Below are 23,519 nucleotides of genomic sequence, written 5' to 3'. Positions count from 1 at the left end.
GCGATGGCATCGATCCCACCCGCCGGCGGCGCCGAGGACCATCCGGTCCCCGGCGCCGCCGGCATCTCCAGCCCCCGGACGTCCGCCGCGACCGCCGCGCCCGAGGAGGTCCGCGAGCGCCTGGCCGATCGCACCCGGCAGGTCCTCTCCCGCCCCCGTCCGGCACCGGATCCGGAGCACGCCGCGCGGGAGAAGGCCGTGGTGCATGAGTGCCGCTACCTCATGCGGCTGCTGGCCATCCGCCGCCGCTCGGCGGGGGAGATGCGTGAGCGTCTGCGCCAGCGCGAGGTGCCGGGATCCATCGCCCACGAGGCGCTGGCCCGCATCGACCGCGCCGGGCTGATCGACGACGAGTTCTTCGCCCGCGACTGGGTGGAGCAGCGCCGCGAGCTGCGCTCCCTCGGGGACGAGGCCCTGCGTCGGGAGCTCGAGGCCAAGCAGGTCGACGCCTGCTGGATCGAGGCCGCTCTGGAGGGCGGTGACGAGGAGGAGCAGCGCTGCCGCCAGCTGGTGCGCTCCCGGATCGGGCACCGCGACCGCGAACAGCTGCGCAGCGACCGTGACGGCAGCCACCGGCGCCGGCTGTCGCGTCGGCTGGATGCCCTGCTCACCCGCAAGGGCTATCCAGGGTCCCTCGCGGTGCACGTGATCTCCGGCGAGCTGCGTGCCGCCGCCGAGGCCCCTGAGGGCTGAGCGCCGTAAACTCGGAGCCATCATGTCCCACAGCTCGCTTGCACCGCACCCGTCGTCGGATCCCTCCCTGGACGCCGCCACCCCGCCCCGCGGCACCTACCAGGTGCGCACCTTCGGCTGCCAGATGAACGTCCACGACTCCGAGCGCCTCACCGGCATGCTCGAGGAGTCCGGATACGTCGCCGCCCCGGCCGGGGCCGACGCCCGCCGCGGCGAGGTGGACGTGATCGTCTTCAACACCTGCGCGGTGCGGGAGAACGCGGCCAAGAAGCTCTACGGCACCCTCGGATCGCTGCGCCCGGGCAAGGACGCCAACCCCGGCATGCAGATCGCGGTCGGCGGCTGCCTCGCCCAGAAGGACCGGGACGCCATCGTCGAGAGCGCGCCCTGGGTGGACGTGGTCTTCGGCACCCACAACCTCGGCTCGCTGCCCGTGCTGCTGGACCGGTCGCGGCACAACGCCGAGGCTCAGGTCGAGATCCTCGAGTCCCTCGAGGTGTTCCCGTCCACGCTGCCCACGCGGCGCGAGTCCTCCTACGCCGCCTGGGTGTCGATCTCCGTGGGCTGCAACAACACCTGCACCTTCTGCATCGTGCCCTCGCTGCGCGGCAAGGAGAAGGACCGCCGGCCGGGGGAGGTCCTCGCCGAGGTGCGCGACGTCGTCGAGTCCGGCGCCATCGAGGTGACCCTGCTGGGGCAGAACGTGAACTCCTACGGCGTGGAGTTCGGCGACCACGGCGCCTTCGCGAAGCTGCTGCGCGCCTGCGGAGAGGTCGACGGGCTCGAGCGCGTGCGCTTCACCTCCCCGCATCCGGCCATGTTCACCGACGACGTCATCGACGCGATGGCCGAGACCCCGAACGTCATGCCCCAGCTGCACATGCCGCTGCAGTCCGGCAGCGACGAGGTGCTGCGTCGGATGAAGCGCTCCTACCGCTCCAAGAAGTTCCTGGGGATCCTGGAGCGGGTCCGTGATCGGATCCCCGAGGCCGCGATCACGACCGACATCATCGTGGGCTTCCCGGGGGAGACCGAGGAGGAATTCCAGCGCACCCTCGAGGTCGTCGAGGCCTCGCGGTTCTCCAGCGCCTTCACCTTCCAGTACTCCATCCGTCCCGGCACCCCGGCGGCGACGATGGAGGGCCAGCTGCCCAAGGAGGTCGTCCAGGAGCGCTTCGAACGCCTCACCGCGCTCCAGGACCGCATCACCTACGAGGAGAACCTCGCCCTGGAGGGGCGGACGGTCGAGATCCTGGTCGCCGAGGGCGAAGGGACGCGCGATGCCCGCACGGATCGTCTCTCGGGCCGCTCCCGTGACCACCGCCTGGTCCACTTCTCCCTGCCCGAGGGCCTCTCCGAGTCCGATCGCCCCCGACCCGGAGACCTGGTGACCGCGCGCGTCACCCACGCCGCCCCGCACTACCTCATCGCGGACAGCGCCCTGGAGCGCGCCGGCGCCGGGAGCTCGGCCGAGGATCTCTTCTCGGTGCGCCGCACCCGGTCCGGTGACGCCTGGGAGGCGGGAGCGCTGGGCCTCGAGACCGGCGGCTCGTGCGGCACCGGTGGCGGCGCGGCCCCGAGCGGCCCGATCACCCTCGGAATGCCCTCGCTGCGACTGCGCTGACCCGCACAGCAGGACGGCACCCTCCCCGCGTGCGGAGGGTGCCGTCCTGCTGTGTCGGCCCGGAGGGGCCGGGAGTCAGCTGTCGAGGTCGTCCAGCTCGGCGCCGAGGCGCTCCTCGAGGCTGTGGAAGAAGGCGATCACGGTGCTCAGCCCGCAGGTGATCCCGTTGTCGATCTGGGAGTCCAGGGCCCCGGCCCGGAAGTCCGCGGCGAGCTCGCCGTAGACGCCCAGCAGCCCCTCGGACTCCCGGCGCACGTAGACCTTCGGCCAGATCCGGTTCATGTTCCACTCGTTGCAGAGCTTGACCATCTCGACCTTGCGGGAGACGTCCACCGAGTGGCTCCAGCGGCCGCGGGTCTGCAGCACGCCGTGCTCGTCGCCGGAGATCATGAACTGGAATCGGTAGTCGTCGAAGCGGGCACGGAGGATCTCCGGGTGCTCCTCGTCCTCGACGAAGGCATAGCCGTGACGCGAGAGGCTCTCCTCGACCCGCTCCAGGGACAGGGGAGCCAGGGCGTCGGCCGATCCCTTGCCCGTCTGAACAGGGGACTCGTTCGGTGCAGTCACTTCCCACCTCGGGCGATCGATACAGGGTCCAGGAAGATCCGAGGCCTCGGATCGCCGATCACCCTACTCCCTCGCCGTGGGAACGGCCTCCGTCGGAAGGGTGATCCCGCTGACCCCGGGTCGGCCGCACGGATCCGCGCTCGCGAGGACGCCGATACAGTGCCGGTCATGGACGTCGCCGCCGCATCGACCGCCGCCGGGAAGAGCAGCCCCGCGCCGCTGATCGCCGTGGTCGGCGCGACCGCGACCGGGAAGTCCGATCTCGCGATCGCCCTGGCCGAGCAGCTCGGCGGCGAGGTCATCAACGCCGACGCCCTGCAGCTGTACCGGGGGATGGACATCGGGACCGCCAAGGTCACCGTCGAGGAGCGTCGCGGGATCCCGCATCACCTGCTGGACGTGCTGGAGGTGACCGAGGAGGCGTCGGTCTCCGCCTTCCAGCGCGCCGCCCGCGAGGCGGTGACGGCCATCCGGTCCCGCGGCAGGGTCCCGATCCTGGTGGGCGGCTCGGGGCTGTATGTCCGTGCCGCGCTCGACGAGATCGAGTTCCCGCCGACGGACCCGACCGTCCGTGCCCGGCTCGAGCAGCGCGCCGCCGACGAGGGGGTGGGGGTCCTGCATCGGGAGCTCGTGATCGCCGACCCGGAGGCCGCTCGCACCATCGGGAGCCACGACACCCGCCGGATCGTGCGCGCGCTCGAGGTGGTTGAGCTCACCGGACGCCCCTTCACGGCCTTCCTGCCCCGCCCCGTGCACCACGACGCCTCCACCGTGCAGCTGGGGCTGCGCCTGGAGCGCCCGCAGCTGCACGAGCGCATCGCCTCGCGGGTGCACCGGATGGTGGACGACGGACTGCTCGAGGAGATCCGTTCCCTGCGCGGGCGGGGGCTGGACCGGGGCCGCACCGCGCGCCGCGCCATCGGCTACGAGCAGGGCCTGGCGGTGCTGGACGGCACCCTCGGCTGCGACCAGGCGATCGAGGACACGATCTCCGGCACCCGGCGCCTGGTGCGCAAGCAGGACACCTGGTTCCGCCGTGATCAGCGGGTGCGATGGCTCGAGGCCGACGCCGGTGAGGAGCTCCTGCCCCGGGCGATCGCCGAGATCGAGGCGGCCGTCACGGCGCACGGCGGGCATCGGCCGTAGGCTCGGGGCATGAGCGAGCGCATCGACTTCACCAAGGGCCACGGCACCGAGAACGACTTCGTGGTGCTGGACGACCCGGAGGGTCGGATGGATCTGACGGCGGAGCAGGTCCGCGTGCTCGCGGACCGTCGAGCCGGCATCGGCGGCGACGGCGTGATCCGCGCGGTCCGCACCCGCAGCGCCGGCATCGACGCCCCGGAGGACGCCCCGGAGTGGTTCATGGACTACCGCAACGCCGACGGCTCCGTCGCCGAGATGTGCGGGAACGGGGTGCGCGTGATCGCCGCCCACCTGCGCCGAGCCGGGCACGTGGCCGAGGACCGCTTCGCCCTGTGGACCCGGGCCGGGGTGCGCACCGTCGAGATCCTCGGAGCGCCGGCCACGCCCGGCGCCGACTGGAGCGTCCGCGTGGGCATGGGGCGCAGCGAGCTCACGCCCGCGGCACGGTCCGTGGTGGTCGACGGGCATCGCCTGGAGGCGGCCGACGTCGACATGGGGAACCCCCACGCCGTGGCGTTCCTGCCCGAGGGGCTCGAGCTGGAGGACCTCGACCTGCAGCTCCGCCCGCCGGCCGCCGACCCGGCCCCGGCTCAGGGCACGAACATCGAGCTGGTCGCCTCCCGCGGCACGCGCCATGTGGCGATGCGGGTGCTCGAGCGCGGAGTGGGGGAGACCCGTTCCTGCGGGACGGGAGTGGCTGCGGTCGGGGTCGCCTCTGCGCTGCGCGCCGGTGACGACTCCCGCGAGCCGTGGACCGTCGACGTGCCGGGCGGCCGGCTGCAGGTCAGCTGGTCCGCGGACGGAGAGGTCCAGCTCACCGGTCCCGCCCGTCTGGTGGCGGACGGCACCACGCTGGTCTGACAGCGCCGGAGCGCACCGCGACCCGCCCTCACGAGGCGGGACCCACCTCCAGGATCCGGAAGCCCTTCGCGCTCGCCACCTTCTCGACCCTGCGGTCCGGCAGCTGCTCGCCGAGCCAGCGGGCGAGCGGATCCGCGCCCAGGTTCCTGCCCACCACGAGCGCCGCGGTGCCCCCTGGGGCCAGCCGGGCGGTCCACTCCTGGAGCAGGGCGTGGAGGGCCTCCTTGCCGATCCGGATCGGGGGATTGGACCAGATCGCGTCCGGGGCCAGATCCTCGGGGATCTCGTCCGGGGCGAGGACGCGCACGTTGTCCAGGCCGGCGCGTCGGGCGTTCTCCGCGGTCAGCTCCCGGGCGCGCTCGCTGACGTCGACCGCCCATACGTGGGCGTCCGGATGCAGCTGCGCGGCGGTCAGGGCGATCGGACCCCAGCCGCAGCCGAGGTCCACGATCGTCGCTCCGGGCGGCGGCTCGGCGATCTCGTCGAGCCGATCCAGCAGCACGGCGGTCGCCTTGTCCAGACCGCGTCCGCTGAACACCGAGGCGCTCGAGACGAGGTCGAGATCGCGACCGGCCAGGCGCACCTGCAGCGGGAAGCGGCGATCCTCGGTCGAGGGGGAGGGGGTGAAGTAGTGCTCGTCCACCACAGCAGGATACGGATCCCGGCGGCGACCCGTCGGGCGAGGAGCCTCGTCGCCGTCCTGTCCGCTCCGCCCTGCGCAAAATGTCTCGACCCCTGTGCCCGGACGTGGGATTCTGGAGCTCCAGATGTCCCCTGACCCAGGAGTGCCCAGACCGTGCCGATCGCCTTCCATCCCGAACCCGACTCCGACGCCGACGTCGACGGGACCAGCGCGGGAGGGCCCGGGGCCGAGCACGTCAGCGGAGCGGACCGCACCGAGGACGCTCCCGCCGCCGCTCGTCCCACCCGTGACCCGCTGACCGAGCGCATCCTCGCCCGCGGCGATGCGTCCCTCTCTGCGGTCACCTACGACTCCGAGACCGACGGGGACCAGTACGACCTCGCCGACCGCCAGGCGCTGCGCCGCGTCGCCGGGCTCTCCACCGAGCTCGAGGACGTCACCGAGGTCGAGTACCGCCAGCTCCGCCTGGAGCGCGTGGTCCTCGCCGGCCTCTACACCTCCGGCAACACCGAGCAGGCCGAGACCAGCCTCCAGGAGCTCGCCGCGCTCGCCGAGACCGCGGGCTCCGAGGTCCTCGACGGCGTCCTCCAGCGTCGTGCCCATCCGGACCCGGCGACCTTCCTCGGCAAGGGCAAGGCCGCCGAGCTGGCGGACCTCGTCGCCGCCAACGGTGCGGACACGGTCATCGCCGACGGCGAGCTCGCGCCGGGGCAGCGCCGTGCCCTGGAGGACATCGTCAAGGTCAAGGTCGTGGACCGCACCGCGCTCATCCTGGACATCTTCGCCCAGCATGCGAAGTCCCGGGAGGGCAAGGCCCAGGTGGAGCTCGCGCAGCTGGAGTACCTGCTGCCGCGACTGCGCGGCTGGGGCGAGTCGATGTCCCGTCAGGCCGGCGGCCAGGTGGGCGGCGCGGGCGCCGGCATGGGCTCGCGCGGGCCCGGCGAGACCAAGATCGAGCTGGATCGCCGACGGATCCGCGACCGCATGTCCAAGCTGCGCCGCGAGATCAAGGCGATGGCACCGGGACGCGACGCCCAGCGGGCGGACCGCAGGCGCCACAAGATCCCGGCCGTCGCGATCGCGGGCTACACGAACGCCGGCAAGTCCTCGCTGCTGAACCGGCTCACCGGCGCCGGGGTGCTGGTCGAGAACGCGCTCTTCGCGACCCTGGACCCGACGGTGCGGCGCACCACCACCCCGGACGGACGCGAGTACACCTATGCCGACACCGTCGGCTTCGTCCGCCATCTGCCGACACAGCTGATCGAGGCGTTCCGCTCGACGCTCGAGGAGGTCGGGGACTCGGACCTGCTGCTGCACGTGGTCGATGCCTCGCACCCGGACCCGGAGGGGCAGATCGCCGCCGTGCGCACCGTGCTCGGCGAGATCGAGGGCTTCGACGTCCCCGAGGTGGTGGTGCTGAACAAGGCGGACCTCGCCGAGCCGGAGACCATCGCCCGGATCCGCAGCCAGGTGGGCGACTCCGTGGTGGTCTCGGCACGCACCGGGATGGGCATCGAGGAGCTGCGGGAGCTGATCGCCGACCGTCTGCCGCGGCCTGCCGTCGAGGTGGACCTCGTGGTGCCCTACTCCCGCGGTGACCTGATCTCCCGGGTCCACACCAGCGGAGAGGTGCTCTCCGAGGAGCACCTCATGGAGGGCACGCGCCTGCACGCACGGGTCGACGAGGCGCTCGCGGCCGAGCTCCGCGGCGCGGCCTGAGAGCGCTCCGGCCTGTCGTCCGGAGCCTCACGGATCAGGGGGCGGGGCGCGGATACCCTTGACGGATGACCGCCCCGACCGAGCACCCCGCCGCCCCCGCGGCGGGGGACATCCCCCTGTCCACCTTTATGGATGCGGCGGTGTCCGCCATCGGCGGCTCTCCCCGGCAGGGGCAGCAGACGATGGCCGAGGCCGTCGACCTGGCGATGTCCGGCGGCCGGCACCTGCTCGTGCAGGCGGGCACCGGCACCGGCAAGTCCCTCGCCTATCTCGTCCCGGCGATGCGTCATGCCCTGGTCAGCGGGCGGCCGGTGGTGATCTCGACCGCCACGATCGCGCTGCAGTCGCAGATCGTGCGCAAGGATCTCCCGCGCCTGGTCGAGGCGCTCGCCCCGCATCTTCCCCGCATTCCCACCTTCGCCCTGCTCAAGGGGCGCGCGAACTATCTGTGCAAGCACAAGATCGCCGGCGGCTACCCGGTGGACATCGAGCCCGGCGCGCTCTTCGCGGAGGCCTCCACGGATCCTGCTCGGGACGGCGGAGAACGGCTGGGTGCCCAGGTGCGGCGGCTGCGGGAATGGGCCGAGCAGACGGACAGCGGTGATCGGGACTCGCTCGAGGATGCGGTCTCCGATCGCGCCTGGCGCCAGGTCTCGGTGACCGGCACCCAGTGCATCGGCAGCAGCTGCCCCATGGTCGAGGACTGCTTCGCCGAGCGCAGCCGGGAGATCGCCAGGGAGGTCGACGTGGTGGTCACCAACCATGCGCTGCTCGCGATCGACGCCTTCGACAACCACGGCATCATCCCCGAGCACGATGTGGTGGTCTTCGACGAGGCGCACGACCTCTCCACCCGCGTGACGAGCGCGGTCACCGATGTGCTCACTCCCGGGATGCTGCGCGGGACCGTTCGCGATCTGCGCGGCCTGGGCGTCGCCGGAACCGCCCTGGACGACGCCTCGGAGGAGCTGCGGGAGGCCCTCGAGCTCGCTCCGGACGGCCGCGTCATCGGCGATCTGCCCGAGCGTCTGGCGGACGCCGTCACCCAGCTGCGCGTCGAGGCGCGCACCGCCCACTCCGATGCCAAGGATGCCGGCGACGACTCCTCCGCCGGGGCCCGCAAGACGGTCCGGGCGAACCTGCAGGAGATCATCGACGTCTGCGAGCGACTCTCGGCGCCGGGGGAGGACGATGTCGTCTCGATATCGCATTCTCAGGCCACGGGACGTTCGAGCATCCAGGTCGCGCCCCTCAGCGTCGCCGCCGCGATGCGCGGGGCGATCCTCGAGGACCGCACAGCCGTGCTGACCTCCGCCACCCTCGCCCTCGGCGGTCGCTTCGAGCCCGCTGCGGGCGAGGTGGGGCTGGCCCGCGCCGCGCGCATGGCTCCCGAGGAGATCCCGCCGCTGGAGGACGCGAACGCGTGGGCCGGCCTCGACGTGGGCAGTCCCTTCGAGTACCGGCGCCAGGGAATCCTCTACACCGCGAGTCATCTGCCGCAGCCCGGTCGGGACGGTCCCTCGCCGGCGATGCTGGACCATCTCACCGAGCTCGTCGAGGCCTCCCGCGGGGGAGCGCTGTGCCTGTTCTCCTCGCGGCGCGGCGCCGAGCTCGCGGCCGAGCACGTCCGCGCCCGCCTGGATCTCACCATCGCCGTGCAGGGCGAGGACTCGATGACGAATCTGGTGCGCACCTTCCGCGAGGAGGAGGACGCGAGCCTCTTCGGAACCCTCACCCTGTGGCAGGGCGTGGACGTGTCGGGACGGTCGCTGCGGCTGGTCACCATCGACCGGATCCCGTTCCCGCGCCCCGACGACCCGCTGACGGCCGCGCGCCAGGAGAGGATCGGCCGCCGGGGCGGGAACGGCTTCATGTCGATCTCCGCGCAGCACGCCGCCCTGCTGCTCGCCCAGGGCGCCGGGCGCCTGATCCGCGCGGACGCGGACCGCGGGATGGTCGCGGTGCTCGACCCGCGCCTGTCGACCGCTCGCTATGGAGGGTTCCTGCGCGAGTCGATGCCGCCGCTGTGGCCGACCACGGATCCCGAGGTCGCCCTGGCGGCGCTGCGCCGCCTCGCCGAGGCCTGATCCGCCGTCGTCGGTCCGGTCGACGCCCGGTCCCACGAGGTCCGATCCACCGAGGCCTGACGCGACGACGCCGCGGCCGCCCTCAGCGGGCGGCCGCGGCGTCGTCGGACGAGCGGGTGCGGGTCGTCAGACCGCTCGCAGCACCGCCACGACCTTGCCGAGGATCTCGGCGTGATCGCCGAGGATCGGGGCGAACGACGGATTGTGCGGCATCAGCCAGACGTGGTCGTCGCGCTGGACGAAGGTCTTGACCGTGGCCTCGCCGTCGATCATCGCCGCCACGATCTCGCCCTTCTCGGCGGTGTTCTGGGAGCGCACGACCACCCAGTCGCCATCGCAGATGGCCGCGTCGATCATCGACTCGCCGACCACCTGGAGAAGGAAGAGGTCGCCGTCGCCCACGAGGCGCTGGGGGAGGGTGAAGACATCCTCGACCTGCTCCTCGGCGGTGATCGGGACGCCGGCGGCGATCCTGCCCACCAGAGGGACCGTCACGGAGTTCGGGATGATCTCGGGCTCCGGGGCGGAGGACGGGGGAGCCGGGGTGTCGTCCGCATCGGGCATGACGACCTCCATCGCCCGCGGGCGCTTCGGGTCGCGCCGCAGGAACCCCTTGCGCTCGAGGGACTGCAGCTGGTGCGCGACGGAGGACGAGGAGGTCAGGCCGACCGCGTCGCCGATCTCGCGCATCGTGGGGGGGTAGCCGTGGGTGGCCACCGCGTCGTTGATCGTCTCGAGGATGAGCCGCTGGCGCCGCGTGAGCCCCGAGGTGCGCTCGTCGGACGGAGCATCCTCGCGCAGCGGAATCGGCTTGGGGGTGCTCGGCGTCATCGTGCGGCCTCCTGGCGTCGTCTGTCGGACCCGTGCGGTTCCGTTGTCCTGTGACCCAGCGTAGGGCGGCGTTCACCAGAAGCCAAACATATGTTCGATGTTTCTGTTGCGTGTCGCGGACGCCCCGGGTTACAGTCGCACAGACATTCGATCGAACAGGAGTTCGGATATGCGTACCGATACCGCCACGCTGCTTCCCTTCCCGGCGCAGGAGTCGACCCGTGATGGGGCCGCTCCTCGAGCGCGCGTTCGACTCGAACCGACCCGTCGCGGTCGCGCGCTGCTGACCGCCGCCGCCTTCGTGCTCGGCCTGATCGTGGCCGCCGCCGTGCTGCTCGTCGTCGCGCTCCCGGCGCTCGCGGGCACCGAGGGCGATCAGCCCGTCACGATCACCGTCCAGGACGGCGACACCCTCTGGGGCTATGCCGAGCAGTACGCCCCCGAGGGCATGGGCGCCCAGGAGTACGTCGCCGAGCTGCGTGCCGAGAACCAGCTGCCCACCGGTCGCGTCACCGCAGGCCAGCAGATCGAGCTGCCCGTCCTGGAGGACTCCGCCCGCTGAGCGGACGAGGGTGCCGGTATTCTGGGCGGATGCACTGCCCGTTCTGCCGCCACCCCGACTCCCGCGTCGTCGACTCGCGCACGTCCGACGACGGTGCGACGATCCGCCGTCGCCGGCAGTGCCCGAACTGCTCCCGCCGCTTCTCGACCTCGGAGACAGCCTCCCTCTCCGTCCTCAAGCGCTCCGGCGTCAGCGAGCCGTTCAGCCGGGCCAAGGTGATCTCCGGGGTCCGCAAGGCGTGCCAGGGACGGCCGGTCAGCGATGATCAGCTGGCGATGCTGGCCCAGCGGGTCGAGGAGAGCATCCGCTCCAGCGGCCAGGCCGAGATCGACGCCCATCAGGTGGGGCTGTCGATCCTGCAGCCGCTCCAGGAGCTGGACGTCGTCGCCTATCTGCGCTTCGCGAGCGTCTATCAGGGCTTCGACACCCTCGAGGACTTCGAGTCGGCGATCGCGCGTCTCCGCGCCGAGGCCAAGCAGAACGGGGAGTCGGTCCCCGAGTCGGCGGGCTGAGGCCCTCCCGGGGTCGATCGCGAGGATCCGCCCTCGCCCGAGGCGGATCGAGGGAGATCGGTTTCCTCCCAAATCGCGGATCTGGCGCGGAGTGCCCTGCGGTTGTGCTTAAGATATCCCTCGTGCGCTCACGCAGCGCACACCTGATCGGCGGTCGTGGAGGGGAAGCCACGGCCGCCGATCCCTGTTCCGGGACCGCCGGCCGTGAGGCTCACCCGGCGATGCCGGCAGGCAGCACCTGGGCGTGGACCACACCGAGATGCTGGGTGGAACGGCTCATCGCGACATAGAGGTCGCCGGCGCCGTGGGCGGCGATCAGCTCGGCCGGCTCCACGAGCACCACCGCGTCGAACTCGAGGCCCTTGGCGTCCTGGGCGGTCATCACGGCGATCTCGTCGTCCACCCCCGCGGAGCCCGCGCCCACCGAGGGCAGGCCGCTGCGTGATCGCAGGGCCGCGGCGAGGGCGTCGACCCGCTCCTGCGCCGCGATGACGGCGATCCGACCCAGACGCTCCTCATGCACTGCCGCCACGGCATCGGTCGTGCGTGCCGTGAGCTCAGTGGCCGTGGTCCGCTCGATCAGTGGGTCGCGGTCGCCCTCTCGGACGGAGCTCACCGCGGTCACCGGCAGGTCGTGCGCCTGTGCCATCGCCACGGCCCGGTCCATGATCCGGCTCGGGGTGCGGTAGTTGACGGTGAGGTGCTCGACCTGGAGACGGTCCTGGATGTACGGGGCGAGGGCGGCCGACCAGGAGTCGGTGCCGCCGGCGGAGGAGGTCTGGGCGACGTCGCCCACCACCGTGAAGGACTTGGTGGGCGCGCGCCGCATGAGCGCGCGCCAGCTCATGGGCGAATGCTCCTGCGCCTCGTCGACCACCACGTGCCCGTAGGTCCAGCTGCGCTCCGAGGAGGCGCGCTCGGCGAGCGTGCGGCCGTCGCGCACATGGCGCACCTGATCGGCGAGATCCTCCGCGCGGATGATCCCCGAGCTGTCGATGTTCTCGATGACCTTCCGGGCGTACTCGACGTCCGCACGTCGTCGCTCGGCGTCGTCCCGGGCTCGCGCCTCCGCCGGGGCGGAGTCCTCGCCCAGCAGCTCGGCGACCTCGTCCAGCAGCGGGACGTCCTCCACCGTCCAGGGCGCGTCCTTGGGGCGCACCAGCAGATCGACCGTGTCCACGAGGGATCGCGGGGCGGCCGCCCGGAGACGGTCCGGCCGGGACAGGAGGATCCGCAGGAAGCCCTGCGGGGTGTAGGGGAGCCAGGCCAGGTTCAGGGCCCGCTTCACCTCGGCGTCGCCCCGGAGATCCGCGAGCAGGTCCGGGCGGTCCTCGGGGATGATGGTGCTCCCCTGTGCCTTCAGGGCGCGCTCGTAGCTCTCCACCAGGCGATCCATCGCGGCGCGCACGAAGACGGCTCGGGCGGCGTTGTGCGGCTTGTGGGTGGCTCGTGCCTCGCGTCGCGCGGCGCGGATCTGATCCCGCGTGAGAGTGATCGGCGTGCCGTCGATGCGGAAGCGGAGATCGTTCCGGGGGACCACCTGACGCTGCTTGACCGCGTTCTGGATCAGCTCGGCCATCGCGAGGTCGCCCTTCACACGCGCCACTGCGTCCTCGTCGTGCCGGAACGTCTCGACCCCCGGGAAGAGCTCGCCGGGGGTGAGCATCACGACCCCGGACTCGCCGAGGCTGGGCAGCACCCGCTCGATGTAGCGGAGGAAGCCGGGCGTGGGGGCCATGATCAGCACGCCCGTGTGCTCGAGGCGACGTCGGTGGGTGTACAGGAGATAGGCCGCCCGGTGCAGGGCCACTGCGGTCTTTCCGGTTCCGGGGCCGCCCTGGACCACCAGCACGCCGCGGTTCTCGGAGCGGATGATGCGGTCCTGCTCGCCCTGGATGGTCGCGACGATGTCGCCCATGCGTCCGGTGCGCCGGCCGGAGACCGCGGCCAGGAGAGCCCCCTCGCCCTGGAGCACCACGTCATGATCCGGATCCTCGAGCACGGACTGGTCCAGCACGTCGTCCTCGAGGCCCGTCACCGTGCGCCCCCGATTGATCAGGTGCCGTCGCAGCCGCACGGAGAGCCGATCCGTGCTGGTGGCGCGATAGAAGGCGGCGGCCGCAGGTGCTCGCCAGTCCACGAGCAGCTGCTCCCGATCCGGGGTGAACAGCCCGATGCGACCGATGTAGTGGCGCGCGGCATCATCCATGTCGAGCCGGCCGAACACGAGGCTGTGGGAGACCGAGCGCAGCAGCGCGAGCCGGTCCTCGTACAGCGCCATGAAGGAGTCCCGCTCGGAGCGGTTCTGATGCGTCGAGGCGTGCTGCGATCCCTGGATCTGATCGAGATTGCCCTCGACCTGGACGATCAGTTCGTCTAACCGTCGATAGAGACGGTCTGCGTACGTCTGCTCGCGTGCGATCTCCCGGGCGATCTGTTCTTCAGCGTCGTCCACGGCCCTGCCTCTCACCCTGTGCGTCCACATGCCGCGCCGTCGACCGGCGGACCCCGGGTCGGCGAAGCACAGTGGTCCATTATGGTTGATGCGCCTGGGTTCGCGTGCCATCAGGTGAGCGACGACCAGCCGGCTGCGCGGGAGGAGGCACGATGCGAGACCCTCGTGACCTGTATCGGTTCGAGTCGACCGAGGTCCTGGAGGCGGTGCCGCGCGGGGGGCTGACCCTCGTGCACTCCCTGCCCGGGATGGTCGACGCCGGCAACGCGTGCCGGATCGCCGCCACCTATCTGCGCGACGAGCTGCGCCACCTCCGTCTGGTCTCCTTCGACACCGATGAGCTGATCGACTATCGCGGCGCCCGCCCCCAGGCGACCTTCGACGGCACCTCCTTCACCGAGGTGGAGCTGCCCGAGCTCACGCTCTCCCTGATGTACGACGAGCAGGACCATCCCTTCCTCTTCCTCGACGGCCCGGAGCCGGACCTGCAGTGGGGCCGGCTCTCCGAGGCGATCATCGACCTCGTGGAGTACTTCGACGTCGAGCGGGTGGTCAGCATGCAGGGCGTGCCGATGGCCGTGCCCCACACCCGGCCGATCGGTCTGTTCGCGCATGCCAACGACCCCTCCCTGCTGGGCCGGCCCGGCGCTCGGGCCTCCCCGGCTCCCGGCACCGTCCCCGAGCTCGACGAGGAGGGGACCGCCGAGCTGGTGATCCCCGCCGCCTTCAGCACTTTGCTGGAGCATCGGCTGGGCAGGGCCGGTCACCCGGCGATGGGCTACGCGGCGCAGATCCCGCACTACCTGGCCCGGACGGATTTCCCGGCGGGAGCCCTGGCGCTCCTGCGCCGCGTCAGCGAGGCCGCCGGCCTCGACCTGCCGCTGGTCCACCTCGGGGACCTCACCGATGCGGCCACCGTGGCGCTGCAGGGCTCCCTCGAGCAGAACGCGGAGGTGCGCCAGATCGTCAGCGCCCTCGAGGAGCAGTACGACTCGCTGAGCGACGGCGAGGACACCTCACCCCTCGCGACCACGATGGACCTCCCGACCGCGGACGAGATCGGCGAGCACTTCGAGCGCTTCCTGGCCGATCACGACGGTGACTTCCCGGAGGATCCTCCGCCGCGCTGACGGCGCCGGGGTGCCTCCGGAGGTGTCGGAAGGCCCCCAGCACGGTCAGTTCGTTACCTCTTCGTGATCACGTCCTGGCCATCTCCGTGTGAACCGGGCCACGCTCGTGCCAGAATGGAGGAGTTGCGGTGATGCAGGTTAGGCAGGACAGTCCGACGACGGTGCCTCGGCACGGCAGTACGGCTTGCACCTGACGCCACCCGTTCCGACGGGGGACGGCTTCACGCGGCACCGCGGTCGCGTCGTGCGATCGATGAAGGACGACACAGAAGGTGACAGGTATGGCACAGGGCTCGGTCAAGTGGTTCAACGCCGAAAAGGGCTACGGATTCATCGAGATCGACGGAGGCGGCGCAGACGTCTTCGTGCATCACAGCAAGATCGACATGGACGGCTACCGCGCCCTCGACGAGGGTCAGCGAGTGGAGTTCGAGGTCAGCCAGGGCGACAAGGGGCCGCAGGCCGAGCAGGTTCGTCCCGTCTGATCGTCGGCAACCGCCGACTTCACGGACCGGGCAGGAGCATCGCGCTCCTGCCCGGTCCTTCGTCGTCCGGGCCCGGCGGTCTCAGTGCGCCTGCAGCACCCGTCCCGCACGGGCGAGGGCCTCGACCTGCGGCCGGCGGGCCAGCCGCACGGAGACCGCGTCCGAGCGCAGATCCCGATCGATGGCCTCGGGGAGCGGTCGGCGGGAGGCCAGCAGGACGCAGTTGCCCCGACGCTTCCCGGAGAGATGGGCGGGCTCGGCGATGACGCCGACGTGGGGGAACACCTGCGAGAGCGTGGCGACCTCGTCGGCCATCAGTCCGCTGCCCTGTGGTGCAGCGCAGTTCGCCAGGTAGATCCCTCCGTCCCGGAGAACCCTGTCCGCATGCGCGGCCGTCTCGACGGTGGTGAGCTCGGGAGGGGTCAGCGTGCCGCTGAAGACGTCGCGGACCAGGACGTCGAACCGATCCTCACGCCAGGACACGAGCGCACTGAGCGCATCCTCGGTGCGCAGCCGCAGCTGCGGGGAGCGGGGGAGATCGAACCAGACCCGCACCTGTTCGGCGAGCAGCGCGTCGATCTCGACCACGATCTGCCGGGTGCGGGGATGGCGGGCGGCGATCGCCCGCGGCAGCGAGCAGCCGCCGCCGCCCAGGTGCGCGAGCTGCGGAGCGCCCGAGGAGCCGTCGCCGTCGGTCGAGGGGGCCGCTCTCTCCTCGAGGTGTCGGTCGATCACCAGCAGCATCCAGCGCATGTACTCGAACACCAGATGCTCGGGGTCGGGGTGCAGATGGGAGGAGGGGGCACCGTTGACGTCCAGCAGCACGGACCCGTCGCTCTCCGTTGTCAGCCTGGCCGAGCCGGTGGAGATGGGGATCAGGGTGTCGAGTGGGCCGAGGTGCTCGAAGGCAGCACGGCGCGAGCGGTCGCGGCGGGACATCGCCCCACTCTAGGAGATCCCGACCCTGCAGGAGCTCCCGAGGTGGTTCCTCCCCACCCGTCCTCCGTCCACAGGACCGATCGGCTCGGGCTCGACTGTCACACCCCGCCCGTAGCGTTCTGAGCACCAGGACGTCGCAGCCGGCGACCGCCGCCGCTCCGGAGGAGGAGACCGATGACCCGCACGATGACCCGCCGAGGAACGGTCTCGGCACAGATCGTCTCCAGCACGCGCACCGTCCGTCTGCGCCTGGCGCGCCTCGACCAGGATCAGGCGGATCTCGACCGTGCCCGGGATCTGCTGCACCAGGGGCGGATGCTCATGGACAGCGATCCGCGGGGAGCCTTCGAGCTGATCCACCGCGCGGCGCTGCGCGGAGCCGGAGTGCTGGTGTCACGGGCGAACCGCGAGCGGCGGCGCGCCCTGCCGCTGAACGTGTGGACCGCCCTCGAGCGCCTCGGCGGGGAGGATGCCGAACGTGCGGAGGAGCTCGGCCCGCTTGTCCACGAACGCGCGCGGCTGGATCGGGACGCCTCCGCGATGCCCGATCCGGCACTGCTCAGCGGCCATCTCGAGGGGACGGCGGCGCATCTCGAGGCGGTCGCCCGTCGCCTGCTCGAGGATCTGCCCACTCATCCCGGTGAGCTGGTCGAGGCGGGCTGAGGCCGAGTTCGAGGCCGCATCGTGCCCGAGTAGAGTTCCTCGCGAGGGAGGTGTCGATGGACGTGCGTGTGGACATGGTCGAGGAGATCCCGGGGATCCTGCACCTGGACATGGATGCCTTCTTCGCCTCCGTCGAGGTCAGGGACGATCCGAGCCTGCAGGGCCTGCCGGTGGTGGTCGGCGGTGCCGGGGCACGCGGCGTCGTGGCCGCCGCCAGCTATCCCGCACGCACCCGGGGGATCCGCTCGGCGATGCCGATGGCGACGGCGCGCCGTCTGGCCCCCGATCTCGTCATCGTGCCGCCTCGGATCGATCACTACCGTCGCATCTCGCAGAGCGTGATGGCGGTGCTGGGGGACGTGGTCGCCGACATCGAGCAGATCAGCGTCGACGAGGCCTTCCTCGACGTGCGCGGCGCCCGAAGGCTGTTCGGCGGACCCGAGCAGATCGCCGAGCTGCTGCGGCGGCGGATCCGGGAGGAGCTGGGCCTGCCCAGCTCGGTCGGCGGGTCCGTCTCGCGTGCGGTCGCCAAGATCGCCTCCGCGCAGGCGAAGCCCGACGGCATGCTCATCGTCCCGGCCGGGCGCACGGCCGAGTTCCTCGCCCCGCTGCCGGTCTCGGTGATCTCCGGCATCGGACCCAAGGCACAGGATTCGCTCGCCCGCCTGGGGGTGCGCACCATCGGCCAGCTCCGGGAGATCCCGCGCTCTGCGCTGACCCGTGCTCTCGGGCCGCGAGCGCCCGAGATCGCCGCGCTCGCCGAGGGCAGCGACCGGACAGGGCTCGGGCAGCGCACCCGCGACAGGTCGCTGGGGACCGAGCGCACCTGGGACGAGGACCTCACCGACGCGGGGGAGGTGCGTCGGCGCATCACCCAGATGGCCGACGACGTCGCCCGTCAGCTGCGCCGTGGAGGCTTCGTGGCTCGGACGGTGGTGCTGAAGCTGCGTGCCTCGGACGGCACCACGATCACCCGCTCCTCGACCCTCGATCAGCCCACCGCGAGCGGTGAGCGACTGCGGGAGCAGGTGGTCTCCCTCTGGGAGCGGGAGAGCCCCACGATGCCTCGGATCCGGCTGGCCGGTGTGCGGGCGTCGCACCTCGAGCCGGCTGCGGGGACCGCCGTGCAGTCCGAGCTCTCCGCCCGGTCGGCGGGCTGGCAGGACCTGGAGGCGGCGATGGACCAGGCGCTCGAGCGCTTCGGATCGCGGAGCCTGGGCAGAGGGTCCACATATCCCGCGGCGGCTTCAGGAGGGGATCGAGCCGGCGCGTCCGACCGGACAGAGTCCCCGGAGCCGACCGGAGCTCCTGACCGGACCGCTGCTCCAGGGTCCGCGCGGGGCCGCGGCGCCGCGCCGGCTCAGCGCCCCGACCCCGACCCGGCGCCGCTCGCCGATCAGGAGTCGCCGTCCCTGTTCCCGAGTCCTCTCCCCAGAGGTCGCGAGCGGAGATGAGGCCGGGTCGTGGGGGTTGCGGCGTCGGTCCGGGCTCGGAGTTCCCATTACCCAGGAACAGGATCTAAACTGGACGGACCGCCGACGAGGGCCAGGGTCCTCGCCCGGCGGCTGTGGCGCCGACCGGCGCGAGAGGACGGGGACAAGGAGCGGGATCATGCCGCTGTCTGAACACGAGCAGAAGATGCTCGACGAGATGGAGCGTCAGCTCTTCGCTGACGATCCGCGCCTCGCACGAGCGTTCGCGCCGAAGGCGTCGCCACGGCGCAGCGGGCGTCGGATCCTCATCGGCCTGGGAGCCGTCGTCGTGGGCCTCGGGGTCCTCGTGCTGGCGGTGAGCATCCCGGCCATCTGGCTCGGCGTGATCGCCTTCATCGGCATGCTGGCCGGTGCGGTGTACGCGGTCACGGCGCCCGGCGGCTCATCACAGGGCACGGGAACCGGCGACGGTGGTGGCGGCGGTGGATCCGGACCGGAGGTCCCCACCGGGGACGACGGCGGAACCTTCATGCGCAAGATGGAAGAGCGCTGGGAGAAGCGCACCGGGGACGACCCCCGCTACTGACCGCGCCCCTCCGCGGCACGCCCCGGAGGAACTCACGACTCACGATGCCCCGGCTCCTTCGAGCCGGGGCATCGTCATGTCCGGCGGCACCACCCGCCGCGTCGACATCGTCGTCGACGCGGCCGCGTCCACGCGCGGCGCACCCGCCCGGCCGCCGGCCCGGTCCGCGGGCCCGGTCCGCGGGCTCCACCGGCTGCGCAGGCGCTTCATCGACCGAACGGTCGAGTCCGGCATCGCCGCCGCTGATCGCGCGGTCCCGACCTGCCCGCCCCGCGATTCCCCACTGTCCTCCACGCTCGGTCCCCCCACCCCTCCACTCCGCTCCCCGGGTGCAGTGCCCGGACCTCGCCGGAGCGCTCACCTGGGGTTATGTCCCGACTCCTGCTGCGCCGCCCCCGGAGCCCGGGCGGACTCGCTCGCAGGAACACTCCCGCCGGTCGGCGTGACGGGAATTTCCCCCCACCTTGCCCCACCCCTCTGACCTGGGTTGATGGTGTCGATCGAGGGGAGAGTCGGCGATTCTGGGTCCTTTGGTGGGGAGTTGTGGGGTAAAGTGGAGCGTGTTGGGAGGAGATGGAGTCCGGATCGCGAGTCGCGGCAGGTGAAGGAGGGCGCTGATGTTCCTCGGCACCTTCACGCCCAAGCTCGACGAGAAGGGCCGCCTGATCTTCCCGGCGAAGTTCCGCGACGAGCTCGCCTCGGGACTGGTCATGACTCGTGGGCAGGAGCACTGCATCGCCGTGTACCCGCTCGTGGAGTTCCGCCAGAAGCTCGAGGAGGCACGTCGGGCGCCCACCACCGACAAGCGCACCCGTGACTACCTGCGAGTGCTGCTCTCCGGAGCGGAGGACGTCATCCCGGACAAGCAGGGCCGCATCACGATCCCGGGCCATCTGCGCAGCTACGCAGATCTGGACCGGGAGTGCGCAGTGATCGGCGCCCTCGACCGGCTCGAGATCTGGTCGCGCCCGGCATGGGAGAGCTACCTCGAGCAGAAGGAGGAGGGCTTCGCGGAGACCTCCGAGGAGGTGATCCCCGGCCTGTTCTGAGCTCGGCCCGAAGGATCTCCGTCCTGTGAGACCTCTCGTCGTTCCCGCCCCGACGCAACTTCCCCGGTGGCGGGTCGGGAACGACGAGGAATCTGACAGGACGGCCCCGCGAACAGCTCGCGGAGACGGGCAGGGCGCAGCGCCCGGCTCACCACAGACAGCACGACAGCAAGGACCCAGGGGGTGACATGGACGAGACGCAGAGCGGACGACCGGCAGAGGACCGGCACGTCCCGGTCCTCCTGAACACCTCGGTCGAGCTCCTCGTCCCCGCGCTCCAGCAGCCCGGTGCCGTCCACATCGATGCCACCCTCGGGATGGGCGGTCACGCCGCGGCCGTCCTCCGGGCCGCACCCGCCGCGCACCTCGTCGGCATCGACCGCGACCCCCAGGCCCTCGCCCTCGCCCGGGAGCGCCTGGACCGCGACGGCGTGGGGGAGCGGGCCACCCTGGTCCACGCCACCTACGACCAGATCCCCGAGGTGCTCGAGGATCTCGGGCTCCCCGGTGCGCACGGCGTGATGATGGACCTGGGCCTCTCCAGCTTCCAGATCGACACCGCGGATCGCGGCTTCTCCTACGCGGTCGACGCCCCGCTGGACATGCGGATGGATCCCTCCTCCGACGGACCCACCGCCGCCGACCTGCTGCGGGACCTGCCCGAGGCGGAGCTCGCCCGCATCCTGCGCGATCTCGGCGATGAGCGCTTCGCCAAGCGGATCGCCCGCCGCCTCGTCGAGCAGCGCGAGACCGCGCCGCTGACCCGCAGCGGCGAGCTGGTCCAGCTCCTGGAGCGCGCGATCCCCGCGGCCTCGAAGGCCAGCGGCGGCCACCCGGCCAAGCGCACCTTCCAGGCGCTGCGGATCGCCGTGAACGAGGAGCTGGAGATCCTGACCTCCGCGATCGACGCGGCGCTGGACTGCCTGCACGTGGACGGGCGCATCGTTGTGGAGTCCTACCACTCCGGCGAGGATCGCCTGGTCAAGACCGCGTTCACGCGCCGCACCCGCTCCTCCGCCCCGCCCGGACTGCCGGTCGAGCTCGAGGAGCACAAGCCCACCTTCACCGCGCTCGTGCGCGGCGCGCTCCAGGCCGACGACGCCGAGCGCGGCAGCAACTCGCGAGCAGCCTCCGTCCGGCTGCGTGCACTCACCCGGACCCGACCCGACCAGGGAGCACACTGACATGGCCAGCACGTCCGCCGTTCACGCACCTGCGATCCGTCCTGTCCGCGGGACCCGGAGGAGCGCCGCCGCACGCCCGGGACTGACGGTCGTCGCCACGCCGAAGGCCGCCGGCAGCTCGATGCCGTTCACCCTGCTGTGCACCCTGATCGTCGTCGCGACGCTCGCCGCGCTGCTCTACATGAACATCCAGATGTCCGGGACCAGCTACGAGATCACCCGGCTCGAGAACCAGTCCCAGCGGCTGGCCGAGGAGGGCCAGTCGCTCGCCGAGACCAACGAGCGCATGGGCACCCCGCAGGAGCTCGCGCGTCAGGCGCGCGAGATCGGCATGGTCCCGGTGTCGGATCCGGCATACATCGACCTCGACACGGGCAAGATCATCGGTGAGACGTCCCCGGCGGCGCAGACTGAGGGCAACCCGGAGCTGGCCGAGGTGCCCGAGAAGGTCGCCGTGCCGCCGGCTCAGATCTACGACGAGCCCAGCGCCTACCACGGCATGGGCAACGAAGGGGCCTGAGGATGACGCCACCGCGCAGCAGCCGGCGGAGCAGCAGCCGAGCACCAGGAGGTGCTCGGGGATCTCGGAGCGGCGGCACGGGGCGAACCCTCCTCCGTCCGGCGCGGGTCGGCGACCCGTCCACGCGTCACCGCCTGCTCATCTGCGTGATCATGGTGGCGGTCCTCGCGCTCTCCGGCCGCCTGGTCTGGGTGCAGGGCCTCGACGCGAGCGCGCGTGCCGAGGAGGCGATCGCCCAGCGCACCGTCACCCGCACCATCCCCGCGCTGCGCGGTGACATCACCGATCGTCACGGCACCACCCTGGCGAGCTCCGTGGAGCGCTATGACCTGTGGGTCAACCAGCTCCAGGTCGACGAGTACCACCAGAACTCCAAGACGGCCGAGGTCAAGGGGGTCAAGGCCGCCGCTCAGGACCTCGCCCCCGTGCTCGGCTGGAGCGTCGCGAAGACCGAGAAGGCGCTGACCGGCGACGCAGGGTTCTCCTACCTCCTGAAGAGCGTCGAGCCCGAGGTGCGCGATGCCGCCCTCTCCCTGAAGATCCCCGGCATCGGCGCGGATCGCGTGGCCGAGCGGATCTACCCCGCCGGCAGCGTGGGCGGCAACATCCTGGGCTTCGTCGGCGACGACGGCTCGGCCCTCGCAGGCACCGAGCTCTCCTTCGACAGCGATCTCAGCGGCACCGACGGCAAGACCACGTACGAGCGCGGAGCCCAGGGGCAGATCATCCCCACCGGCAAGCAGGAGACGACCCCGGCGGTCGACGGCGACGACGTGGTCCTCACCATCGACCGCGATCTGCAGTGGAAGGCGCAGCAGGTCGTCGCCGGCGCCGTCGAGCAGTGGGGAGCCCAGGGCGGCAGCGCGGTCGTCTACAACTCCCGCACCGGAGAGGTGCTCGCTCTGTCCGAGTACCCGAGCTTCGATCCGAACACCCCGGGCGCCTTCAAGTCCGAGGACCTCGGCAACCGTTCGATCTCCAGCGTCTTCGAGCCCGGCTCGACCGGCAAGCTGTTCACCATGGCCGCCGCGATCGAGGAGGGGAAGGTGACTCCGGAGTCGAAGTACGACGTCCCCTACGAGAAGTGGTTCGACGGCGAGCGCATCAAGGACTCGCATCCCCACCCGGACCAGCGGCTCACCCTCGCGGGCGTGCTCAAGGAGAGCTCGAACGTCGGCACCGTGCAGATCTCCGAGACCCTCTCCCCGGAGGTCCGCTACGACTATCTGAAGGCCTTCGGCCTCGGGGAGAAGACGGGGGTGGAGCTCCCCGCGGAGTCCGCCGGCGTCGTCCATCCCGCGGACCAGTGGACGGGGCGCACCCGCTTCACGACCGCCTTCGGCCAGGGGTACAGCGTCAACGCCCTGCAGATGGTCTCCGCCGTGGGCACCTTCGCCAACGACGGAGTACGGGTCCGGCCCTCCCTGGTCTCCGGCATCCGCCAGCCCGACGGGTCCGTGCGGCCGCTGGGCGAGCCCGAGAGCACCCGGGTGGTCTCGAGCGGGACTGCGGCGACGGTGCGCGCGCTGATGGACAACACCGTCGACGACAAGACCTCCGCGGCGGCCGTGGACGGCTATGCGGTCGCCGGGAAGACCGGCACGGCACAGGTCGGGGACGGCTCCTACACCGCGTCGTTCATCGGCTTCGCCCCGGCGGACGACCCCGAGATCGTGGTGGGCGTGTTCATCTTCGGTCTGAACACCTTCATCTCCGGCAACCGGGCGGCTGCTCCCGCCTTCTCCGAGCTGACCACCTTCGCCCTGCAGAACCAGGGCGTCGCCCCGACCGGAGTGCCCGGCCGCGAGCTCGAGAACGATTGGTGAG

General features: G+C 71.6%; 22 protein-coding genes. 17 read left to right on the top strand and 5 right to left on the bottom strand.

The genetic code is table 11. The features are described 5' to 3' along the window. Positions 1–3 precede the first annotated feature (3 nt). The gene (locus CFK41_RS11630; RefSeq protein WP_096799804.1) at positions 4–693 is read left to right on the top strand and encodes a regulatory protein RecX; all 690 of its coding nucleotides are present in this window, start codon (positions 4–6) and stop codon (positions 691–693) included. A gap of 22 nt (positions 694–715) precedes the next feature. Beyond that, on the top strand, positions 716–2,317 hold the full coding sequence (gene miaB / locus CFK41_RS11625; protein ID WP_096799803.1) for a tRNA (N6-isopentenyl adenosine(37)-C2)-methylthiotransferase MiaB: 1,602 nt from the start codon (positions 716–718) through the stop codon (positions 2,315–2,317). Between the two features lie 75 nt (positions 2,318–2,392). Here miaB and CFK41_RS11620 read toward each other — a convergent pair whose 3' ends face one another. Further along, a complete protein-coding gene (locus CFK41_RS11620; protein ID WP_096799802.1) occupies positions 2,393–2,884 on the bottom strand; it encodes a YbjN domain-containing protein in 492 nt (163 codons plus the stop codon). A 168-nt stretch (positions 2,885–3,052) separates the two neighbouring features. Between CFK41_RS11620 and miaA the strand changes: the two genes are divergently transcribed. Together miaA and dapF are read left to right on the top strand one after the other, a co-directional pair. After that, positions 3,053–4,030, top strand: a complete 978-nt coding sequence (gene miaA, locus CFK41_RS11615) for a tRNA (adenosine(37)-N6)-dimethylallyltransferase MiaA (RefSeq protein ID WP_096801060.1) — start codon at positions 3,053–3,055, stop codon at positions 4,028–4,030. Between the two features lie 9 nt (positions 4,031–4,039). Further along, on the top strand, positions 4,040–4,891 hold the full coding sequence (gene dapF, locus CFK41_RS11610) for a diaminopimelate epimerase (RefSeq protein ID WP_096799801.1): 852 nt from the start codon (positions 4,040–4,042) through the stop codon (positions 4,889–4,891). Between the two features lie 28 nt (positions 4,892–4,919). Here the strand turns inward: dapF and CFK41_RS11605 are convergent, their stop codons facing one another. After that, positions 4,920–5,534, bottom strand: coding sequence for a class I SAM-dependent methyltransferase (locus CFK41_RS11605; protein ID WP_096801059.1), 615 nt, complete (start codon positions 5,532–5,534; stop codon positions 4,920–4,922). Positions 5,535–5,687: 153 nt separating this feature from the next. Between CFK41_RS11605 and hflX the strand changes: the two genes are divergently transcribed. Both hflX and CFK41_RS11595 read left to right on the top strand, forming a co-directional pair. After that, positions 5,688–7,256 carry a GTPase HflX gene (gene hflX / locus CFK41_RS11600; protein ID WP_096799800.1) on the top strand — a complete coding sequence of 523 codons (1,569 nt, stop codon included), beginning with the start codon at positions 5,688–5,690 and terminating at the stop codon, positions 7,254–7,256. Positions 7,257–7,321: 65 nt separating this feature from the next. Further along, positions 7,322–9,343, top strand: coding sequence for an ATP-dependent DNA helicase (locus CFK41_RS11595; RefSeq protein ID WP_096799799.1), 2,022 nt, complete (start codon positions 7,322–7,324; stop codon positions 9,341–9,343). A gap of 126 nt (positions 9,344–9,469) precedes the next feature. Here the strand turns inward: CFK41_RS11595 and lexA are convergent, their stop codons facing one another. Beyond that, complete coding sequence (gene lexA, locus CFK41_RS11590; RefSeq protein ID WP_096799798.1) at positions 9,470–10,174, bottom strand: transcriptional repressor LexA; 705 nt, start codon at positions 10,172–10,174, stop codon at positions 9,470–9,472. A gap of 169 nt (positions 10,175–10,343) precedes the next feature. Here lexA and CFK41_RS11585 point away from each other — a divergent pair, with 169 nt between their 5' ends. Further along, on the top strand, positions 10,344–10,736 hold the full coding sequence (locus CFK41_RS11585; protein WP_096799797.1) for a LysM peptidoglycan-binding domain-containing protein: 393 nt from the start codon (positions 10,344–10,346) through the stop codon (positions 10,734–10,736). 29 nt (positions 10,737–10,765) lie between these two features. Continuing rightward, positions 10,766–11,248 (top strand): transcriptional regulator NrdR, encoded by a 483-nt coding sequence (gene nrdR / locus CFK41_RS11580; protein ID WP_096799796.1) that lies wholly within the window; start codon positions 10,766–10,768, stop codon positions 11,246–11,248. 211 nt (positions 11,249–11,459) lie between these two features. On the opposite strand, the gene CFK41_RS11575 is transcribed toward nrdR, so the two are convergent. Further along, on the bottom strand, positions 11,460–13,703 hold the full coding sequence (locus CFK41_RS11575; RefSeq protein WP_096799795.1) for a HelD family protein: 2,244 nt from the start codon (positions 13,701–13,703) through the stop codon (positions 11,460–11,462). 152 nt (positions 13,704–13,855) lie between these two features. Between CFK41_RS11575 and CFK41_RS11570 the strand changes: the two genes are divergently transcribed. Further along, on the top strand, positions 13,856–14,833 hold the full coding sequence (locus CFK41_RS11570; RefSeq protein WP_096799794.1) for a PAC2 family protein: 978 nt from the start codon (positions 13,856–13,858) through the stop codon (positions 14,831–14,833). 281 nt (positions 14,834–15,114) lie between these two features. Then, on the top strand, positions 15,115–15,318 hold the full coding sequence (locus CFK41_RS11565; RefSeq protein ID WP_096799793.1) for a cold-shock protein: 204 nt from the start codon (positions 15,115–15,117) through the stop codon (positions 15,316–15,318). Positions 15,319–15,399: 81 nt separating this feature from the next. On the opposite strand, the gene CFK41_RS11560 is transcribed toward CFK41_RS11565, so the two are convergent. Continuing rightward, positions 15,400–16,257, bottom strand: coding sequence for a spermidine synthase (locus tag CFK41_RS11560; protein ID WP_096799792.1), 858 nt, complete (start codon positions 16,255–16,257; stop codon positions 15,400–15,402). A 174-nt stretch (positions 16,258–16,431) separates the two neighbouring features. Between CFK41_RS11560 and CFK41_RS11555 the strand changes: the two genes are divergently transcribed. The 7 genes from CFK41_RS11555 (at position 16,432) to CFK41_RS11520 (ending at position 23,518) form a co-directional block, all read left to right on the top strand. After that, positions 16,432–16,920 carry an SAV_6107 family HEPN domain-containing protein gene (locus CFK41_RS11555; protein ID WP_096799791.1) on the top strand — a complete coding sequence of 163 codons (489 nt, stop codon included), beginning with the start codon at positions 16,432–16,434 and terminating at the stop codon, positions 16,918–16,920. A 56-nt stretch (positions 16,921–16,976) separates the two neighbouring features. Beyond that, on the top strand, positions 16,977–18,374 hold the full coding sequence (gene dinB, locus CFK41_RS11550) for a DNA polymerase IV (protein WP_227873059.1): 1,398 nt from the start codon (positions 16,977–16,979) through the stop codon (positions 18,372–18,374). Positions 18,375–18,531: 157 nt separating this feature from the next. Continuing rightward, positions 18,532–18,939, top strand: coding sequence for a DUF3040 domain-containing protein (locus tag CFK41_RS11545; RefSeq protein ID WP_096799790.1), 408 nt, complete (start codon positions 18,532–18,534; stop codon positions 18,937–18,939). Between the two features lie 617 nt (positions 18,940–19,556). Further along, positions 19,557–19,988 (top strand): division/cell wall cluster transcriptional repressor MraZ, encoded by a 432-nt coding sequence (mraZ, locus tag CFK41_RS11535; protein WP_096799788.1) that lies wholly within the window; start codon positions 19,557–19,559, stop codon positions 19,986–19,988. 188 nt (positions 19,989–20,176) lie between these two features. Then, a complete protein-coding gene (gene rsmH, locus CFK41_RS11530; RefSeq protein ID WP_096799787.1) occupies positions 20,177–21,172 on the top strand; it encodes a 16S rRNA (cytosine(1402)-N(4))-methyltransferase RsmH in 996 nt (331 codons plus the stop codon). A 1-nt stretch (position 21,173) separates the two neighbouring features. Beyond that, complete coding sequence (locus CFK41_RS11525; RefSeq protein ID WP_096799786.1) at positions 21,174–21,692, top strand: hypothetical protein; 519 nt, start codon at positions 21,174–21,176, stop codon at positions 21,690–21,692. Between the two features lie 152 nt (positions 21,693–21,844). Further along, complete coding sequence (locus CFK41_RS11520) at positions 21,845–23,518, top strand: peptidoglycan D,D-transpeptidase FtsI family protein (protein WP_227873296.1); 1,674 nt, start codon at positions 21,845–21,847, stop codon at positions 23,516–23,518. Position 23,519 lies beyond the last annotated feature (1 nt).

This window comes from Brachybacterium ginsengisoli, assembly GCF_002407065.1.
GTDB classification, from domain to species: Bacteria; Actinomycetota; Actinomycetes; order Actinomycetales; family Dermabacteraceae; genus Brachybacterium; species Brachybacterium ginsengisoli.
The sequence above is the reverse complement of the archived record's forward strand: the minus strand, read 5'-3'. Positions and strand labels throughout refer to the sequence as shown.

Coding starts and splice junctions, on each gene's coding strand:
- lexA (WP_096799798.1), bottom strand. CDS start 10,174: ATGACGCCGAGCACCCCCAAGCCGATTCCGCTGCGCGAGGATGCTCCG.
- dapF (WP_096799801.1), top strand. CDS start 4,040: ATGAGCGAGCGCATCGACTTCACCAAGGGCCACGGCACCGAGAACGAC.
- CFK41_RS11560 (WP_096799792.1), bottom strand. CDS start 16,257: ATGTCCCGCCGCGACCGCTCGCGCCGTGCTGCCTTCGAGCACCTCGGC.
- CFK41_RS11630 (WP_096799804.1), top strand. CDS start 4: ATGGCATCGATCCCACCCGCCGGCGGCGCCGAGGACCATCCGGTCCCC.
- rsmH (WP_096799787.1), top strand. CDS start 20,177: ATGGACGAGACGCAGAGCGGACGACCGGCAGAGGACCGGCACGTCCCG.
- CFK41_RS11555 (WP_096799791.1), top strand. CDS start 16,432: ATGACCCGCACGATGACCCGCCGAGGAACGGTCTCGGCACAGATCGTC.
- CFK41_RS11570 (WP_096799794.1), top strand. CDS start 13,856: ATGCGAGACCCTCGTGACCTGTATCGGTTCGAGTCGACCGAGGTCCTG.
- CFK41_RS11520 (WP_227873296.1), top strand. CDS start 21,845: ATGGTGGCGGTCCTCGCGCTCTCCGGCCGCCTGGTCTGGGTGCAGGGC.
- CFK41_RS11545 (WP_096799790.1), top strand. CDS start 18,532: ATGCCGCTGTCTGAACACGAGCAGAAGATGCTCGACGAGATGGAGCGT.
- nrdR (WP_096799796.1), top strand. CDS start 10,766: ATGCACTGCCCGTTCTGCCGCCACCCCGACTCCCGCGTCGTCGACTCG.
- CFK41_RS11585 (WP_096799797.1), top strand. CDS start 10,344: ATGCGTACCGATACCGCCACGCTGCTTCCCTTCCCGGCGCAGGAGTCG.
- mraZ (WP_096799788.1), top strand. CDS start 19,557: ATGTTCCTCGGCACCTTCACGCCCAAGCTCGACGAGAAGGGCCGCCTG.
- miaB (WP_096799803.1), top strand. CDS start 716: ATGTCCCACAGCTCGCTTGCACCGCACCCGTCGTCGGATCCCTCCCTG.
- CFK41_RS11595 (WP_096799799.1), top strand. CDS start 7,322: ATGACCGCCCCGACCGAGCACCCCGCCGCCCCCGCGGCGGGGGACATC.
- CFK41_RS11525 (WP_096799786.1), top strand. CDS start 21,174: ATGGCCAGCACGTCCGCCGTTCACGCACCTGCGATCCGTCCTGTCCGC.
- miaA (WP_096801060.1), top strand. CDS start 3,053: ATGGACGTCGCCGCCGCATCGACCGCCGCCGGGAAGAGCAGCCCCGCG.
- dinB (WP_227873059.1), top strand. CDS start 16,977: ATGGACGTGCGTGTGGACATGGTCGAGGAGATCCCGGGGATCCTGCAC.
- CFK41_RS11565 (WP_096799793.1), top strand. CDS start 15,115: ATGGCACAGGGCTCGGTCAAGTGGTTCAACGCCGAAAAGGGCTACGGA.